The organism is Rhodanobacter glycinis (assembly GCF_900114325.1).
Lineage (GTDB): Bacteria > Pseudomonadota > Gammaproteobacteria > Xanthomonadales > Rhodanobacteraceae > Rhodanobacter_A > Rhodanobacter_A glycinis.
This window is the reverse complement of sequence record NZ_FOSR01000007.1, coordinates 132,084-149,358: the sequence shown is the minus strand read 5'-3', so window position 1 is coordinate 149,358 and position 17,275 is coordinate 132,084. Positions and strand designations below refer to the sequence as shown.

Genomic DNA, 17,275 nt, shown 5'->3' with positions numbered 1-17,275 from the left:
CATCGAAGCATCAACTGCCTAGGCGAAGTGTTTGAAGACATCACACACATGGCGTCCGTATGCCCATACGACGTACTTGGCTCCATAACGCTCAGATTCAAAGGCTGCGAGTCTGCCTGATGGGAATGACCCTGCCGCCCGCTCTCAGCTCGTCAAGATAATCCGCCCACGCCTGCATCATTCGGGTGCGCTCATCCAAGTACTGCGCGGCGTGCGTGTAGGCATCGCGGACCTTGTTCGATTCGGCATGCGCCAACTGGCGCTCGATGGCGTCGGCGTTCCAACCCATCTCGTTGAGCCGCGTCGCCGCCATGCTGCGGAAGCCGTGACCGGTCATTTCATCGCCGGAATAGCCCAGCCGTCGCAGCGCGGCGTTCACGGTATTCTCGGACATGGGCCGGGACGAGGTACGTAAGCCGGGGAATACGTAGCGGCCGTCACCGGTCAACGGATATAGCTCTCGCAGGACAGCCACGGCTTGCGTGGACAGCGGGACCAAGTGCGCGGCGCCCATCTTCATTTTCTCGCCGGGGATGCGCCAGATAGCACCATCTAGATCGAGTTCCCCCCATTCGGCGTGGCGCAGCTCGCCCGGGCGCACGAACACCAGCGGCGCCAACTTCAGCGCGGCCAGTGTGACGGGCTGGCCGGCGAAGCCGTTGATTGACCGGAGCAGCTCGCCCATACGGGTCGGGTCCGTCACCGCGGCATGATGGTTGCCTTTCGGCGCCTTGAGTGCGCCCCGCAGGCTGGCCGTGGGGTCGCTCTCAGCCTTGCCCTCCAGCACGGCATAGCGGAACACTTGTCCGGCCTTGATCTTGGCCCGCTTGGCGGTCTCCAGCTTGCCGCTTTCCTCGATCTTGCGCAGGGCCGTCAGCAGCTCGCGCGGCGTAACCTCAGCAATCGGCCGGCCGCCGATTTCCGGAAACAGGAAGGTCTCCAGGATCCACCGGGTCTTGTTGGCCGTCACCTCGGCCACCTCCTGCCGAGCCATCCATTCTCGGGCGACCGCTTCAAAGGTGTCCCTGGCCGCCGTGGCTACTTCGACTTTCTGCTGTTTTGCCGCCTTGCGGGCCGCACCGGGATCAATGCCCTGGGCCAATAGCCGGTGAGCCTCCTGGCCCCCTTGCCTGGCAGCGGACAGGGAAACCGTCGGATACACCCCCAGTGCCAACCGTTTCTCCCGGCCAGCGACCCGGTACTTGAGCCGCCAGTATTTCGCTCCGCCCGGCGTCACCTCGAGATACATGCCTCCGCCATCCGCCAGCTTGTACCGCTTGGCGCGCGGAGCGGCCTTGCGAACGGCGACATCGGTCAGTTTCATGCATCACCTCGGAATGCGATCGGTCGGTAGCGTACCCAACGCTCTAGTGGCGCTCTGTTCGACATCGAATGTTATGCGCACCAATCGAGATCTGGGGGCACAAATTCGCTCTGCCTGCTGTTGTTCAGCGATATGCCCCCAAATATGCCCCCAATTTTGGCCGGATTCAATCGGACGGCCTTGCACCGAATCGGACAATCAGGCATAAAAAAACCCGCCAAGTGGCGGGTTTTCCTAAGTTTTTCGGACTGTATCGGACGTCCTGAAACTATCAAATGGTGCCCAAGAGGGGACTCGAACCCCTACGACTCTCGTCGCTACCACCTCAAGGTAGTGCGTCTACCAATTCCGCCACCTGGGCAGGTGTCTTGCTGATCCGTCAATGCTTGGCAGGCGCACTCGGTACGTCAGGCTGCGTTTTCGCAGCCGGCGCGGCCGGCACGTCGCTGTTGGCAGCGGCCGGGGTCGGCGTTTCCGCCTTGACCGGTGCCGCCTGCTTCGCGGGCTGCGCATTCTGGGACTTCGCGGGCTGATTGCCAAGCCCCGCCATCACGCCCAGATCGCTGTTCGCAGCCTGCTGCGGTGCGCCGTTGACTTTCAGGTAAATGCCCATGCCGAGGCTGAGCAGGAAAAACAACGTGGCCAGCACGCCCGTGGCACGCGACATGAAGTTCGCCGAGCCACGCGCACCGAACACGGTTGCCGAGGCACCGCCGCCGAAACCCGAGCCCGCATCGGCGCCCGCGCCGCGCTGCATCAGGATCAGCACGATCATCGCCGCAGCGATCAGGATGTAGAACACGCTGAAGATTACAAACATGTAGGTGCAGGCCCTGGCACTAGTGCGCGGCGGCGCAGATGCCCAGGAAATCGGCGGCCACCAAGGCGGCTCCACCGATCAACCCTCCATCCACATCCGGCTGCGCGAACAATTCCGCGGCATTTGCCGCCTTCACGCTGCCGCCATAAAGCAGCCGCGTCAGACCGGCAATCATAACATCCTCTTTCGCCAGTTGGCTACGGATGAAGGCGTGCACTTGCTGCGCCTGTTCCGGGCTGGCGGTACGGCCCGTACCAATGGCCCACACCGGCTCGTACGCGATCACCGCAGTATCGAAACTGGCGATGCCGTTGAGTGCCAGCACGGCCTGCATCTGCGCCGCGATCACCGCCTCGGTCTGGTCTGCCTCGCGCTGCTCCAGTGTTTCGCCGACGCAAAGGATCGGGGTAAGCTCGGCCGCACGCGCGGCGGCAAACTTGCGTGCTACCAGCTCATTGCTCTCGGCGTGATAGTGGCGCCGCTCGGAATGGCCGACCAAAGTCCACTGGGCACCGACGTCGACCAGCATGGCAGCGGATACTTCACCGGTGTAGGCGCCCTGCCCCTCGTGCTCGCTGACATCCTGGGCACCGATGCCCAGGCCGCTGTCGGCGCACTGCCGGGCCAGACCGGACAGGTAAGGGAACGGCGGGAAGACCAGCACGTCGATATCCGCCGGCTTGGCGGCGGCGATCTCGCCGACCAGCGCTTGAGCCATCGAATGGCTGCCGTGCATCTTCCAGTTGCCTGCGACGAGTTTCTTGCGCATGCCGTTGCCTTATTCCATTGCGTTCAAAGCGCGAAGGGTACCGATCGAAGCAACTTGCGGCAACGCCATGCACGCGCATGCCATCATGCACGTTCAGCCTCATCGGAAACCAGCCATGTCATCTGCTCGCCCGCTCAGCCTGATCACCGGCGCTTCGGCCGGCATCGGCGCCGCCTTTGCCCGCGCGCTCGCGGCCCGGGGCCATGACCTGGTGTTGACCGCGCGACGTACCGAACGGCTCGAAGCATTGGCCGCCGACATGCGCCAGCAACACGGCAGCACGGTGACTGTGCTGACCGCGGACCTTGCCGATCCGGCGGCCACGGCGACCCTGTGCGACGAACTGGCCAGGCGCGGGCTGGCCGTGGACTGGCTGATCAACAACGCCGGCTATGGCGTACCGGGAACATTCGTGGCCAACGCGTGGCAGACCCACGCCGATTCCCTGCAGGTGCTGCTGACCGCCCCCACCGAACTGGCCTGGCGCCTACTGCCCGACATGCGCCAGCGCGGGTACGGCCGCATCATCAACGTGGCCTCGCTGGCCGGCCATGTGCCGGGTACCGCCGGCCACACCCTGTATGCCGCCACCAAGTCATACCTGATCAAGTTCTCGCAATCGCTGGCGCTGGAAAACCGTGACCGTGACGTCCATGTCTGCGCTCTCTGCCCCGGCTTCACCCGTTCGGAATTCCATGATGTCACCGGCACCCGCGCCCTGATGGACAAGCTGCCCGGCTTCATGTGGCAATCGGCGGAGGACGTGGTGCGGGAAGGCATCGACGCCGTGGAGCGTGGCGAGGCCGTACTCGTCACCGGCCGCGTGAACCGCTTCATCAAGGGCCTGTTCAAGCTGATGCCGGATCGCCTGGCACTGCGCCTGTCCGCCCGCCAGGCCCGGCGCTACCGGCAGCAGGAATGACCGCGCCTCGCGCCATCGCACCATCACCCGTCGAATCGACCATGGCGAGGACACCATGAGCCTGTTTCCCACCCGCATGCGACCGCTGCCCTACCGCAAACCCGTCGAAGGACGCGATTACTGGGTGCTGGACGATGTGCTGGACGATCCGCAGGCAGTACGCGACCGCTGCCTGGCCAAGACTGACTGGGAATACGGCTTTCCGCACACCGGCGAGGCGTGGCCCGGGATGCGCGCCAGTCCGGCGCTGCTGGAATCGGAGCTGGCCGGCATCGAAGCCCGCGTGCGCCAGGCGACTGGCGTGAAAAAGCTCGAAGTCGGCAGTGCACCGGGGGGATTGAAACTCAACCACAACTGCGTGCAGGTGGTCGGCGCCGTCGAGGGCGCGGTCAAACCGCATACCGATTCGCGTGATCTCTGCCGCTATGCCGCCGTGCTTTACCTCAACCCGCAGGTGTCCGAGCGCTGCGGCACCAGCTTCTTCCGCCAGCGCATGGCCGGCAACCAGTTGGGCGGCAACCTGGTGATGCCGCCGCATCACAACCTGGTCGACGCGCTGGGCAACCGTTTCGTGCAGCCCGATGCCTTCGTCGAAGACGTGCGCGTGGCACATCGCTTCAACCGCCTGCTGCTGTACAAGGCCAACATCATCCACAGCGCCAGTGCCTACGGAGGCCTCGAAGACGCCGCCAGCAAGCGCATGACGGCGGTGTTCTTCTGGATGGCCTGACCGGACTGCCCGACAGGGCCGGCTCGATCAGATCAGCTTGATCTCGCGCAACCGCTGCTGCAGGTACTCGTGCGAGGTGATCGGCGTGTCGTAGCGCTTCGGGTTGTCCGGCGTGATGCACTGGGGTACCGGATCGAGTACCACGTCCGGGTTCGGATGCAGGAAGAACGGCACCGAGTAGCGCGGCTTGCGTGCATTCTCGTTCGGCGGATTCACCACGCGATGGGTGGTCGACGGGTACACGTGGTTGGTCAGCCGCTGCAGCATGTCGCCGATATTCACCACGATGGCGTCGCCCTCGGTGGTGATCGGCAGCCACTCGCCCTCGCGCGTGAGTACTTCCAGCCCTTCCGCGCTGGCCCCGACCAGCAGGGTGATGAAGTTGATGTCCTCATGCGCACCGGCGCGCACGTTGGGAACGTTTTCTTCGGTGATCGGCGGATAGTGGATCGGGCGCAGGATGGAATTGCCCTGCTCGGTCTTGTCCTCGAAATAGTTCTCGGGCAGATCGACGTGCAGGGCCAGCGCACGCAACACGCGGGTGCCGAGCTGGTCCAGCGCCTGGTACAGGCCATAGCCGTACTGGCGGAACGCCAGCACTTCCGCCGGCCAGAGGTTCGGTGGCATCACGTCGGCGAAGGTCGAGTCGCGCGGGATCTCGCGACCGATATGCCAGAACTCCTTGAGGTCAGGAAAATGGCTGTCCTTGGCGGTCTCCACCTTGAATGGCGTGTAGCCGCGCGCGCCGCCACCGCCGCGCACGTGGTACTTCATCTTGGTGTCGGCAGGCAGCGCGAAAAAGCGCTGGAACACGTCGTAGGCGCCATCAACCAGTTCGCGGGAAATGCCATGGCCGCTGATGCAGCAAAAACCGAATTCACGATAGGCGGCACCGAGCTCGGCCACGAAGGCGGCACGGTCGGTGTCGTAACGGCGGATATCCAGAGTAGGAACGTTTTTCATGAGTCGAGTCCAGGTTGACATGCGGTCGAAGGTGTTCCGCCACCGCAGGGGCGGTGCACGTCGGGCCATTCCTTGGCGACCGGGTCCTGGCTGACTTGGGAGCCTGTCGGGCTTGGGTTGGCCGGGCTGCAAATCCGGCTGTGTGTCCATCTTTCCGCCACTTCTTGCCCCATAGAACCACTATGGGACGGCGAATCGACGAAAAGCTGTCCTCACACAGCCACATTTTCGCCTCGACCACCCAAGCCCGACAGGCTCCTAAGGCAGACGTCAATGCGTCTGCTGGTTCACGAGCGTTCTGCCGCGGATTTTACGACGTCTGCCAACCGTTCCGCCATCTGCCGCACCTCGGCCTCGTCGGCGGCTTCCACGGTGACGCGCACCAGCGGCTCGGTGCCCGAGGCTCGCAACACCACGCGGCCGCGGCCGTGCAGGATACGCTCCACCTCGGCCTGTGCCTCGCGCACCGCATCGCTGGACAACGCTTCGCGGGCACCTTCGGCACGCACGTTGAGCATGATCTGGGGCATTTTACGCAGGCCCTTGCGGACGTCGGCCAGATCTTCGCCGGACAGCGTCAACGCTTCGAGCACTGCGAGCGCAGCCACGATGCCATCGCCGGTGGAGGCGCGATCCAGGCACAGGATATGGCCGGAGGTCTCGCCGCCGAGGATGCCGTCGTGTTCCTTGAGTCGCTGCAGGACGTAGCGATCGCCCACGTTGGCGCGCAACAGCGTGGCACCGAAACCTTCCAGCGCCAGTTGCAGGCCATAGTTGCTCATCAAGGTGCCGACCACCGGCCCTTGCAACAGGCCGCGGGCGTGCCAGCTGCGGGCAAGCACGAAAAGGATGTCGTCGCCGTCGGCCACGGCGCCGTGGCGATCGACCAATTGCACGCGGTCGCCATCGCCGTCGAAGGCGATGCCAAGGTCGGCGCCATGCTCCAGCACGGCCTGCTGCAAGGCCCGCGGATGGGTGGAACCTACTTCGCGATTGATGTTGAAGCCATCCGGTTCGTCACCGATGGCAATGACCTCGGCGCCCAACTCGGCGAATACCTTGGGTGCCACCTGATAAGTCGCGCCATTGGCGCAATCCAGCACCAGCTTCATGCCGGCCAGACTGAAGTCCTCGGCCAAGGTGGCCTTGCAGAACTCGGCGTAACGGGTCACCGCATCGGCAATGCGCACCACCTTGCCCAGGCAGTCCGAGTCGACGGTGGCGAAGTCCGCATCCACCTCGCGCTCGATCGCGTCCTCCACTGCATCGGACAGCTTTTCACCGCTGGCGGAGAAGAACTTGATGCCGTTGTCGTGGTGCGGATTGTGCGAGGCGCTGATCACGATGCCGGCATCGGCGCGCAGGCTGCGCGTGAGGTAGGCCACGGCCGGCGTCGGCATCGGGCCGAGCAGGCGAACGTCCGCACCGGCAGCCACCAGGCCGGCTTCCAGCGCGGATTCGAACATGTAGCCGGACACGCGGGTGTCCTTGCCGATCAGCACCAGCGGGCGCTGGCTGGTCTTTTTCTGCTGCGCTTTCTGCTGCGCGGCGAGCACCGCGCCCAACGCACGCCCCAGTTTCAGCATGAAATCGGCACTGATCGGCCACTGCCCCACCCGACCGCGAATGCCATCGGTACCGAAATACTTGCGTTGACTCATCGTGATGCCTTTCCGAAAGATTCCCTGCCCTGACGGCGAGCTCCATGCAACGCCGCCCTGCCCTGCCTGTTGTTCAATCGTCATCCGGCCAGCGCGGTGCCGCCGGCTTCGGATCGCGACGCGGCGCCTCGTCACCGGCATGCACACCATGCCAAACCGCGAGCGCATCCACCGTCGCCATCACGTCATGCACGCGCACCATGCGCGCGCCGCGCTGAACCGCGATCAACGCGGCCGCCACCGACCCGGCCGCACGTTCCGCGGGAATGTCGCGCGCGGTGAGCGTGCCAATCATCGCCTTGCGCGACAGCCCCGTATACACGCCACTGCCGAGGTCGACGAAGCGCTCCAACGCCCGCAGCAAGGCCAGATTGTGCTCCAGGTTCTTGCCGAAGCCGAAACCCGGGTCGACCATCACCTTGCGTCGATCCATCCCGGCCAGCTCGCAGGCGAACAGGCGGTCGGTAAGGAAGCGATGCACCTCGCCGACCACGTCGTCGTAGTGGGGTTCGTCCTGCATGCTGCGCGGTTCGCCCTGCATGTGCATCAGGCACACCGGCACGCCCAACTCGACCGCGGCATCCAGCGCGCCCTCGCGGCGCAAGGCGTAGACGTCATTGATCATGCCGGCGCCCGCCGCCACGGCCGCCCGCATCACTTCGGGCTTAGACGTATCGATGGCGATCGGCAACGTGGTGCGCGACACCAGTTGCTCGATCACCGGGATCACCCGGCGCAGTTCCTCGTCCGGCGACACATCGGCCGCACCGGGGCGAGTGGACTCGCCGCCGACATCGAGCATGTCGGCGCCCTGCTCCGCCATCGCCAGGCCATGCGCGACGGCCGCGTCGATGTCCGCATGGGCGCCGCCATCGGAAAACGAGTCCGGGGTGACATTGAGAATGCCCACCACGCGTGGCCGATCCAGCCGCAACGGCCGTCCGGCGCAATCGAGAACGGGCGCGAACAAGTCGCTGGACATGCTGTTTTCTCCGCTTGGTCCGGGCCCGGGTTCAGCCCAGGCCGCCGAGTTCGCCCATGTGCTGGCGGTAATGACGCAACTCCTCGATGGAATCGCGAATGTCCGACAGCGCGGTATGTGCAGACTCCTTGCTGAAGCCCTTGGCCACCGTCGGCGCCCAGCGCCGCGCCAGTTCCTTCAAGGTGGACACGTCGAGGTTGCGGTAGTGGAAATAACGCTCCAGCCGCGGCATCTGTCGATGCATGAAGCGACGGTCCTGGCAGATCGAGTTGCCGCACATCGGCGACTTGCCGCCCGGTACCCACTCGCGCAGGAAATCCACCGTGGCCTGCTCGGCCGTGGCGTGGTCCGTGGTCGATTGCAGCACCTGCTGCCACAGGCCGGACTTGCCGTGCTGGTTGCGGTTCCATGAATCCATCGCCTCCAGCCGATCCAGCTCGTGGCGGATGGCGAACACCGGCCCCTCGGCCAGCACGTTGAGGTGCTTGTCGGTGACGATGGTGGCAATTTCGAGAATCGAGTCGGCATCGGTGTCGAGGCCGGTCATTTCCAGATCGATCCAGATCAGGTTTTCGTCGTTGGCTTGGCTCATGCGCTCTCCTTGGGAGCCTGTCGGACGTGGGCGGTCAAGGCAAAAATTCGACCGCGCGAGAACAGGTTATCGCCGCGTCGCAGGCCCATGATGGTTCCATGGATCAAGAGGCGGCGGAAACATGGACCGCGCAGTCGGATTTGCAGCCCAACCGGCCAAGCCTGACTGGCCCGGCCCGGCAGGCTCGATTCGAGCAGTCTATCAGCACGCCATGCGATCATCGGGTATCTGCCCTCAGGGAACATCATGCAGACCTTCTTCTGGCACGACTACGAAACCTTCGGCGCCGACACCCGGCGCGATCGCCCGGTCCAGTTCGCCGGCATCCGCACCACCATGGAGCTGGAGATCATCGGCGAGCCGGTGATGTTCTTCGGCCAGCCGCCACGGGACAGCCTGCCTCACCCCGAAGCCTGCCTGATCACCGGCATCACGCCGCAGCAGGCCGAACGCGAGGGCGTAAGCGAAGCCGAGTTCGCGGCGCGCGTGCATGAACAACTGGCTGAACCAGGCACCTGCGGTGTGGGCTACAACTCGCTGCGCTTCGACGATGAAGTGACCCGGCAGCTGCTTTACCGCAACTTCTACGAACCTTATGGTCGCGAATGGGCCAACGGCAATTCGCGCTGGGACCTGATCGACCTGGTGCGCATGTGCGAGGCGCTGCGGCCCGAGGGCATCCACTGGCCGACGCGCGAAGACGGCTCGCCCAGCTTCAAGCTGGAGCACCTGGCCACCGCCAATCACCTGCTGCAGGAACGCGCCCACGATGCGCTGTCCGACGTGCACGCGCTGATCGACCTGGCACGGCTGATCCGCGTGCGCCAACCGCGGCTGTGGGACTGGCACTTCGCGCTGCGCCGCAAGCAGCGCGTATTCGAACTGCTCGACGTGGCGAACATGACGCCGCTGGTGCACATCTCATCGCGCTACCCGGCCAGCCGGCATTGCCTGGCCATCATCGCGCCACTGGCCTTGCACCCCAGCCGCCCGGGCGAAATCATCGTCTACGACTTGGCTACCGATCCGGCCGAACTGCTGGCGCTGGACGAAGACGAGATCGCCGATCGCGTGTTCACCTCGCGCGCCGACCTGCCCGAAGGCGTCGAGCGCATCCCGCTGCGCACCGTGCGCGCCAACCGCACGCCAGCGCTGGCGCCGCTGTCCACGCTCAAGGGCACGGACCTCGGCCGGTTGCAGCTCGACCTGGAGCGCAACCTGGCCCATCGCGATACCTTGCACGCCGCCACCGAACTGGCCGACAAGGTGCGCCGCATATTTGCCCGCGCCAGCGATCTGCCGCCACCGGAAGATCCGGAGCTGGCGCTGTACGCCGGCTTCCTGCCCGATGGCGACAAGCGCCTGCTGGCCGAAGTGCGCGCCACGCCGCCCGCGCAGCTCGGCACGCGCGCCTTTCCGTTTCGCGATCCGCGCTATCCGGAACTGCTGTTCCGCTATCGCGCCCGCAACTGGCCCGAGACACTGGATGCCGCCGAACGCGAGCGCTGGGAGCACTTCCGCCGCGAGCGCATCAGCCGCCCCACGCCACTGACCACGCTGACGCTGGACGACTACACCGCCAAACTGGCGCTGATGCGCGAAGATGCAGCGCTGGCCGATCGCCGCCCCCTGTTCGATCAGCTGCAGGCCTGGGGCGAACAACTTGCCGCCGAAACCGGCCTTTCCACCTGACCCATGCCCTGATCAACACCATGTCGAAAGCCTACTTCTCCCCTGCCAGCTTCCGCTTCCTGCGCGCGCTGGATCGCAACAACAGCCGCGACTGGTTCCAGGCGCACAAATCCGACTACGAGCGTCATGTGCGCGAACCGTTTCTTGAGCTGATCGCCGACATGCAGGCGCCACTGGCGAAAATCAGCCCGCATTACCGTGCCGATCCGCGCAAGAACGGCGGCTCGCTGTACCGCATCTACCGCGACACCCGTTATTCGAACAACAAGCTGCCGTACAAGCCCTGGCAGGGCTCGCGCTTCTTCCACGAACGACGCCGCGAAATTCCCGCGCCCAGCTTCTACCTGCACATTCAACCTGGCGACTGCTTTATCGGTGGCGGCATGTGGCATCCCGAGCCGGATGCACTCAAGCACATCCGCGCTTTCCTCGCCGACAACCCCGAAGCTTGGAAGCGCGCCACGCGCAGCAAGGCGTTCCGCGACCGCTTTACGCTATGGGGCGATTCGCTGGTCCGTCCGCCACGCGGCTACGATCCGGAGCACGAACTGATCGACGACCTCAAGCGCAAGGATTTCGCGGCCGGCGAAAGCATCGACGAAGCCCTGGCCTGCTCCGCCGAACTGCTGCCGCGAACGGTGGAAAGCTTCAAGCGCATCGCGCCGATGATCGATTACCTGTGCGCCGCGCAGGAGCTGGAGTTTTAGTGGCCGGTGTGTACCAGCTTTTTGTTCGTCATCCCAGCGGCTCTCAACGGCCGAAGGGCCGGTCAAGCTGGGATCCAGCGCCTCCAGGCTATTACGCACAAAGGCGCTGGATTCCTGCCTTCGCAGGAATGACGAGCAAAAGCTGCCATCGCCCTCTCTGATATGCGGGAGAGAGGTTCATTCAGGTGCTTTCGGACGAAGTTGCCCGAGCTCGTGCGAGCAACCAGAAACAGGTACCGACACTCACCAGGGCGGTGATCGCCACATAGTGCGCCGGCGCCATGCGGCCGGCGCGCGCGGCCAGCCAGCCGATCGCCGTGGCGGTGCCGGCGCCGAACACTGCATAGGCCACGTTGTACGCAAACGACAGCCCCGAGAAGCGTACCGCCGGCGGAAATGCGCGCACCATCACCGTAGGCACCACCCCGACCACGCCCACCAGCAGCCCATCCAGCGCATACAGCGACAGGAAATGCGCGCCGCCCGCGGCAAGATCGCCGAACAATGCATAGGTGCCCAGCACCAGGGCCAGCGAGCCCACCAGCAATACGCGCAACTCACCGAAGCGATCCGCCAGCCATCCGTAGAGCACGCAGCCCAGCGTAAGCCCCAGTGCCGCCAACGCATTGCCGAGAAAGGCCAGCCGCGGCGCGATGTGGAAACTCTTCGGCGCCAGTGACGGCAGCATCAGGATCACCACCACGACCGCCGCCGTAAGCATCCAGGTCACCAGCATCGACACCACCACACCACCGCGATGTTCGGACAACACCACGCGCAGCGGCATGCCCTGGCTGAGCTGGCGACGCTCGCGCATTTCCGTGAACACCGGCGTCTCGTCCAGCCAGCGGCGCAACCACACCGCCATGAAACCGAACACGCCACCCAGCAGGAACGGCACGCGCCAGCCCCAGCCCAGCAATTGCGCATGGTCGAGCCGGGCATTCAACGCAGCAGCCAGCAACGAGCCGATCAGGATACCCACCGTCAGCCCCGCGGTGAGGCTGCCACAGGCGAACCCGACCCGGCGCGCCGGTGCATGTTCGGCCACGAAGACCCACGCACCCGGCACCTCGCCGCCCACCGCGATGCCCTGCACCACGCGCAACAGCAAGAGCAGCAGCGGCGCCAGCACGCCGACCTGCGCATAGCCGGGCAACAGGCCAATCGCCAACGTGGGCAACGCCATCAGGAACACGCTGAGCGTGAACATGCGTTTGCGGCCGGAGCGATCGCCGAAGTGCGCCATCACGATGCCGCCCAGCGGTCGCGCCAGGTAGCCGGCGGCAAAGATGCCGTAGACCTGCACCTGCGCCAGCCACGGCGCGGTGTCCTTCGGAAAGAACAGCTCGCTCAACGGCAACGCCAGGAACACGAACACCACGAAGTCGTAGAACTCCAGCGCCCCGCCCAATGCGGACAACAGCAAGGTGCGCGCATCGCGTCGATCGAGCGGTCGTGTCTCGTGCGATCGGGCAGGCAACGGGGCGGCGCTGACAGCGGTCATCGGCAGACCTTTCCGGGGGCGGAACGAGGGAGCCGGCACCTTAGCGCAAATCGCCCGGATTGCGGATCATGCCTATGGACATCGCGCCGCCATCGCCGGATGCTGCGCCTGCCGGCGGGATTTCCGGCGGACGGCATGGCGCGGCGGGTTGGCCACGTGCATGCCTGGCGACGTTTCAAGGGGAACAACAGCGTCGCGCGATCTGGTTTTCAGCGTGTTTCGAAGCATGACGCCTGCAGTCACTTCCCGTGCTGCATTCGCCTCACCCACCTGCAACCGACAAGGAGTACCCCATGCACAATCTGGGCAAGCGTATGACGGCCGAGTTCTTCGGCACCTTCTGGCTGGTCCTGGGCGGCTGCGGCAGTGCCGTGCTGGCCGCCGGATTCCCGCAATACGGCATCGGCTTCGCCGGCGTGGCACTGGCCTTCGGCCTGACCCTGCTGACCATGTGCTATGCCATCGGCCACATTTCCGGCTGCCATATCAACCCGGCAGTAACCTGTGGCCTCGCCGCCGGCGGCCGCTTTCCGCTGAAGGACGTGGTGCCGTACATCATCGCGCAGGTGATCGGAGCCATCCTTGCCGCCGCAGTGCTCTACGTGATCGCCTCGGGCAAGCTCGGCTTCGATGCCACCGCCAGTGGCTTTGCCTCGAACGGTTATGGCGCCCATTCGCCGGGCGGCTATTCGATGGGTGCCGCCGCGGTATGCGAACTGGTGATGACCGGCTTCTTCATCTTCATCATCATGGGCGCAACGCACCAGAGCGCGCCGGTGGGCTTCGCCGGCATCGCGATCGGCCTGGCGCTGACCCTGATCCACCTGATCAGCATTCCGGTCACCAATACTTCGGTGAACCCGGCGCGCTCGACCGGCGTGGCCCTGTTCCAGGGTGGTTGGGCCGTGCACCAGTTGTGGTTCTTCTGGGTGATGCCGATCATCGGCGGCATCATCGGCGGGCTGATCTACCGCTTCCTGTGGAACGACCGGCCCACGCTGCCGGACATCAAGGGCGATCACGCCTGAACACCGCACGGCACGCGGCCCCCATCGGGCGCGTGCCGTGGCTTACGCGTCGGCGAACGGAAACGCCAGTACGTCGGCGATGGCATCGGTACCGGCCAGGCACATCAGCAGCCGCTCGACGCCAAGCGCCACGCCGGCGCAGTCCGGCATTGCGTCGAGCACGGCCAGCAGGCCTTCGTCGATCGGCACTTCGCGCAAGCCGCGCTCGCGACGCCGCGCATTGTCCCGCTCGAAGCGTGCGCGCTGTTCGGCCGCATCGTTGAGTTCGTGGTAGCCATTGGCCAGTTCGTGCGGGCCGAGGTACAGCTCGAAGCGCTCGGCCAACGGCGGATCGCCGGGGCGCACCTTCGCCAGCGCGCACTGGCTGGCCGGGTAGTCGTGGATCACCGTGATGCGATCACGCGGGAATGCCGACTGCAACTTGTGCGTAAGCAACAGGTCGAGCCAGTCGTCGCGGGTAAGTCCTGCCGGATCGATGCCGTATTCCGCCAACGGAGCGCGCAACGCGTCGATGGCTGCATGGGCCGGATCCAGCCCCAGCTCGTCGATGAACAGGGAGCGATAGCCTGTAATCATCACTTCGGCGCGACGCCCCGTCATCGCCAACGCCGACTCCACCAGCTCGATGGTCTCGCGCATCAGCCTGCGATGGTCCCAGCCGGTGCGATACCACTCCAGCATGGTGAACTCGGGATTGTGTCGGCCACCTGCCTCACCATTGCGAAACACCCGGCCCAGTTCGTAGCAATCGCCCACGCCCGCTGCGAGCAGGCGCTTCAGCGGAAACTCCGGCGAGGTTCGCAACCAGCGCTCGCGCGCACCGGCGTCGACGTGGCCGCTGAACATCGTGGTGAAGCTTTCGATGTTGGGGTCGGTATTGCCAGCCGCGGAAAGCATCGGCGTTTCCACTTCCAGCACATCGCGCGCGATGAAGAATCCGCGCACCAGTGCGTACACGTGAGCGCGCAGTTGCAAGGCCGCATGCATCGTCGCTGCACTCACGCGGATGTCCCATGGCGCTCGAACAGCGCGACAAGCTGCGCTTCGTCCCATACCTCCACGCCCAACTCACGCGCCTTGTCCAGCTTGGAGCCGGCCGCTTCGCCGGCCACCACCACACTGGTTTTCTTCGATACCGAACCGGCCACCTTGGCGCCCAGCGCCTCCAGCTTCTCCTTCGCTTCGTCGCGGCTGAGCGACGTCAGCGCGCCGGTGAGCACAAAGGTCTGCCCGGCCAGGGGCGCCTGCGTGGCAGAGGCGGATGCGGAAGCGGGGATGGCATCGAGCAGATGCTGCATGGCGGTTTCGGCTGTGCGCAGCTCGGCCAGTGATGCTGGATCGGCGAGGAACGCCTCCAGTCCGGCCACCGCCGCCTGCGGTACGCCTGCGGTGGACCAGTGTGCGGGCCCGCCTGCCAACAACGCGTCCAGCGTGGGGAAATGCTGCGCCAGCAAGGCGCTGCTCTTCGGGCCAAGCTTGGCGATGTTCGCCATGTCCAGCAGCACTGCCAGGCTCAGCCGTGCGCGCAATTGCGGCGAAGGAGCACTCTCGTCGCTGAAATGGATGCCGGCGGCGAGCAAGGCATCGACCACCTGCTGGTTGCCTTCCTGTGCGAAGAAAGCGGCGATGGAAGTGGCCACTTCGGCCCCGACATCGGGCAACACGCGCAGCACCGGTGCCGGCATGGCACGCACGATATCCAGCCGACCCAGCCAGGCCGCCAGGGTCTTTGCCGTGCTCTCGCCGACGTGCACGATGCCCAGCGCGAACAGGAAGCGGGCCAGCGTGCCGGACTTGCTCGCCTCGATGCCATCGACCAGGTTCTCGGCCCACTTGGTGGCGATCTTGCCCTGCTTCACGGTCTCCGGCGTGACGCCATCGCGCTCGTCAGCGCGACGTTTCATTTCCAGGAAATCCTCCAGCGTGAGCTGGTACAGATCGGCCGGCGTGTGCACGTAACCAAAGTCGACCAGCGCCTCGACGAAGCGCTCGCCGATGCCATCGATATCCATCGCACGGCGCGAGGCAAAGTGGATCAGCGCCTCCTTGCGTTGGGCCGCGCAGACCAACCCGCCGGAACAACGCCAGGCAGCGGCCCCGTCCTCGCGCACCAGCGCCGAACCACAGACCGGACACGCGACCGGCATCTGCCATGGCACGGCATGCAGCGGACGATGCTCGGGGATCACCCGCACCACTTCGGGAATCACGTCGCCGGCGCGGCGCACGATCACCGTATCGCCCACGCGCACGTCCAGCCGCGCGATCTGGTCGGCATTGTGCAGGGTGGCATTGGTGACGACGACACCGGCTACCTGCACCGGCGCCAGGCGCGCCACCGGCGTGGCGGCACCGGTGCGACCGATCTGGATCTCGATCGCCTCGACCGTGGTGCTCTGCTCCTGCGCCGGGAATTTGTGCGCAATGGCCCAGCGTGGTGCGCGCGCCACGAAACCCATCGTGCGCTGGCCGTCGTAATCGTCCAGCTTGTAGACCACGCCGTCGATGTCGTACGGCAAGCCGTCACGCCTGGCGCCGATGCGCTTGAAATAGGCGATCAGTCCGTCGAAGCCGCGTGCCGTGTCCACTTCGGGCGAAACCGGGAAGCCCCATTCGCGCAGCTGCTGCAACGTGGCCGAATGCGTCGGCGGCAACTCGCCGCCTTCCACGATACCCACCGCATAGGCGAAGAAGCTCAGCTTGCGCTTGGCGGTGATCGCCGGGTCCAACTGGCGCAGCGAACCGGCGGCGCCGTTGCGCGGATTGGCCAGGGTCTTCTCGTCATGCTCGCGGGCCCGCGCATTGAAGGCCTCGAAATCCCGGCGCAGCATGATGACTTCGCCGCGCACTTCCAGCACGCTCGGCCAGCCGCTGCCGCGCAGCTTCAGCGGGATCGCGCGGATGGTGCGCACGTTGGCGGTGACATCCTCGCCGGTTTCGCCATCGCCGCGCGTGGCGCCCTGGACGAACACACCGTCCTCGTAGCGCAGACTGATCGCCAGACCATCGAGCTTGGGCTCGGTGGAAAACAACGGATCACGGCGATCCAGCGTCTGTTCGATGCGCCGCACGAATTCCGCCACTTCACGGAAGCGGTTGCGATCACCGTCCGGCTCGCCGTCCGCCACCGGCTGTTCGAACGCATTGCCCAGCGACAGCATCGGCAGCGCATGGCGCACCTCGGCAAAACCGCCGGTGGCGCGCGCGCCAACCCGGCGGGTCGGTGAATCCGATGTAGCCAAGGCCGGGTGCGCGGCTTCCAGTGCTTCCAGCTCGCGCATCATGCGGTCGTAGTCGACGTCCGGAATCTCCGGATCGTCGAGGACGTGGTAGCGGTAATTGGCCTGCTCGATGCGCGTGCGCAACTCGCTTGCGCGCAGCCGGATATCCTGGGGTACGGGTTGTTCGCTCATGCGTGAAGTTTAGCGACAGCCGCACCGCCTGCGTGCCTGCAACCCTGCGTTCGGGAATCTCCAACAAGCCTGTTTTGCTCGTCATTCCTGCGAAGACAGGAATCCAGTGCCTCGGCTTTTCAAGGTATTGAAGGCACTGGCCCCCAGCCTTCGCCGGGGTGACGC

Annotated in this window: 15 protein-coding genes and 1 tRNA gene; 5 read left to right on the top strand and 11 right to left on the bottom strand. The window is 65.4% G+C overall.

Going from position 1 to position 17,275, the window contains the following annotated elements; genetic code table 11:
* Positions 1–97: 97 nt before the first annotated feature.
* From BMY90_RS09595 to tpiA, 4 genes are all read right to left on the bottom strand, one after another.
* The gene (locus BMY90_RS09595; protein WP_092703532.1) at positions 98–1,324 is read right to left on the bottom strand and encodes a tyrosine-type recombinase/integrase; all 1,227 of its coding nucleotides are present in this window, start codon (positions 1,322–1,324) and stop codon (positions 98–100) included.
* Between the two features lie 276 nt (positions 1,325–1,600).
* Positions 1,601–1,685, bottom strand: a tRNA-Leu gene (locus BMY90_RS09590).
* Between the two features lie 18 nt (positions 1,686–1,703).
* The gene (gene secG, locus BMY90_RS09585) at positions 1,704–2,144 is read right to left on the bottom strand and encodes a preprotein translocase subunit SecG (RefSeq protein WP_092703530.1); all 441 of its coding nucleotides are present in this window, start codon (positions 2,142–2,144) and stop codon (positions 1,704–1,706) included.
* 19 nt (positions 2,145–2,163) lie between these two features.
* Positions 2,164–2,913 carry a triose-phosphate isomerase gene (gene tpiA, locus BMY90_RS09580; RefSeq protein ID WP_092703528.1) on the bottom strand — a complete coding sequence of 250 codons (750 nt, stop codon included), beginning with the start codon at positions 2,911–2,913 and terminating at the stop codon, positions 2,164–2,166.
* A gap of 115 nt (positions 2,914–3,028) precedes the next feature.
* Here tpiA and BMY90_RS09575 point away from each other — a divergent pair, with 115 nt between their 5' ends.
* Together BMY90_RS09575 and BMY90_RS09570 are read left to right on the top strand one after the other, a co-directional pair.
* The gene (locus BMY90_RS09575) at positions 3,029–3,835 is read left to right on the top strand and encodes an SDR family NAD(P)-dependent oxidoreductase (protein ID WP_092703526.1); all 807 of its coding nucleotides are present in this window, start codon (positions 3,029–3,031) and stop codon (positions 3,833–3,835) included.
* Between the two features lie 55 nt (positions 3,836–3,890).
* Positions 3,891–4,565, top strand: a complete 675-nt coding sequence (locus tag BMY90_RS09570; RefSeq protein ID WP_092703524.1) for a DUF6445 family protein — start codon at positions 3,891–3,893, stop codon at positions 4,563–4,565.
* Between the two features lie 27 nt (positions 4,566–4,592).
* Here BMY90_RS09570 and BMY90_RS09565 read toward each other — a convergent pair whose 3' ends face one another.
* The 4 genes from BMY90_RS09565 to orn form a co-directional block, all read right to left on the bottom strand.
* The gene (locus BMY90_RS09565) at positions 4,593–5,528 is read right to left on the bottom strand and encodes an isopenicillin N synthase family dioxygenase (protein WP_092703522.1); all 936 of its coding nucleotides are present in this window, start codon (positions 5,526–5,528) and stop codon (positions 4,593–4,595) included.
* Between the two features lie 287 nt (positions 5,529–5,815).
* Complete coding sequence (glmM, locus tag BMY90_RS09560; protein WP_092703520.1) at positions 5,816–7,189, bottom strand: phosphoglucosamine mutase; 1,374 nt, start codon at positions 7,187–7,189, stop codon at positions 5,816–5,818.
* A gap of 73 nt (positions 7,190–7,262) precedes the next feature.
* A complete protein-coding gene (folP, locus tag BMY90_RS09555; protein WP_092703518.1) occupies positions 7,263–8,171 on the bottom strand; it encodes a dihydropteroate synthase in 909 nt (302 codons plus the stop codon).
* A gap of 31 nt (positions 8,172–8,202) precedes the next feature.
* Positions 8,203–8,763 (bottom strand): oligoribonuclease, encoded by a 561-nt coding sequence (gene orn / locus BMY90_RS09550; RefSeq protein WP_008215429.1) that lies wholly within the window; start codon positions 8,761–8,763, stop codon positions 8,203–8,205.
* A 246-nt stretch (positions 8,764–9,009) separates the two neighbouring features.
* Between orn and sbcB the strand changes: the two genes are divergently transcribed.
* Both sbcB and BMY90_RS09540 read left to right on the top strand, forming a co-directional pair.
* Positions 9,010–10,455, top strand: a complete 1,446-nt coding sequence (gene sbcB / locus BMY90_RS09545) for an exodeoxyribonuclease I (RefSeq protein ID WP_092703516.1) — start codon at positions 9,010–9,012, stop codon at positions 10,453–10,455.
* A gap of 20 nt (positions 10,456–10,475) precedes the next feature.
* A complete protein-coding gene (locus BMY90_RS09540; protein WP_092703514.1) occupies positions 10,476–11,162 on the top strand; it encodes a DUF2461 domain-containing protein in 687 nt (228 codons plus the stop codon).
* A gap of 181 nt (positions 11,163–11,343) precedes the next feature.
* Here the strand turns inward: BMY90_RS09540 and BMY90_RS09535 are convergent, their stop codons facing one another.
* On the bottom strand, positions 11,344–12,669 hold the full coding sequence (locus BMY90_RS09535; RefSeq protein WP_092703512.1) for an MFS transporter: 1,326 nt from the start codon (positions 12,667–12,669) through the stop codon (positions 11,344–11,346).
* A gap of 293 nt (positions 12,670–12,962) precedes the next feature.
* On the opposite strand from BMY90_RS09535, the gene aqpZ reads away from it, so the two are divergent.
* Positions 12,963–13,697 (top strand): aquaporin Z, encoded by a 735-nt coding sequence (aqpZ, locus tag BMY90_RS09530; RefSeq protein ID WP_008216623.1) that lies wholly within the window; start codon positions 12,963–12,965, stop codon positions 13,695–13,697.
* Between the two features lie 42 nt (positions 13,698–13,739).
* On the opposite strand, the gene epmA is transcribed toward aqpZ, so the two are convergent.
* Positions 13,740–14,684: an EF-P lysine aminoacylase EpmA gene (gene epmA, locus BMY90_RS09525; protein WP_245735003.1), complete on the bottom strand. Its 945-nt coding sequence runs from the start codon at positions 14,682–14,684 to the stop codon at positions 13,740–13,742.
* A gap of 11 nt (positions 14,685–14,695) precedes the next feature.
* On the bottom strand, positions 14,696–17,110 hold the full coding sequence (ligA, locus tag BMY90_RS09520) for an NAD-dependent DNA ligase LigA (RefSeq protein ID WP_092703508.1): 2,415 nt from the start codon (positions 17,108–17,110) through the stop codon (positions 14,696–14,698).
* Positions 17,111–17,275 lie beyond the last annotated feature (165 nt).